Here is a 439-nt window from a genome sequence, read left to right as displayed (position 1 = left end):
GCCCACCCTGGCCCCGCGCTCGCGGCACGCCGGGGACGTGTCGCGGAGATGCGGGGCCGGCTGCATCCGTGGCACAGCCGGCGGCTGATGCGATGCAGGGTGTTGCACATCCGACCGCGTATGTGTATGGTTAGACACATCAGCAGGGATCACCCGGATCCCCGCACCCCATAGAAGGGACAGCCATCATGGCCAATGCAATCCTGATCACCCCCACCGGCGACGTCACCGAGGAGCAGGTCAACGGCCTGGAGGACTTCCAGCAGCACGTCGGCGGCTACGTGGAGGCCCTGTCCTCCGACGATGGCGACCACACCATCTGGCTCAACGAGGAGGGCAAGATCGCCGGCCTGCCGGTCAACTCCAAGGGTCACCGGATCGTCCACGAGCTGACCATCCTCGCCCCGGACGACGTCATCGTCGGCCCGGTGCTGATCAC

The 439-nt window shown here is 66.7% G+C and carries 1 protein-coding gene; it reads left to right on the top strand.

The window, feature by feature from the left end; genetic code table 11:
- Window positions 1-188: 188 nt before the first annotated feature.
- Window positions 189-439: DUF3846 domain-containing protein (locus tag J1M41_RS11805; protein ID WP_206451823.1), on the top strand; the 251-nt coding region annotated here is incomplete at its 3' end.

This window comes from Micrococcus sp. KRD096, from assembly GCF_017168495.1.
Lineage (GTDB): Bacteria > Actinomycetota > Actinomycetes > Actinomycetales > Micrococcaceae > Micrococcus > Micrococcus luteus.
The sequence above is the reverse complement of the archived record's forward strand: the minus strand, read 5'-3'. Positions and strand labels throughout refer to the sequence as shown.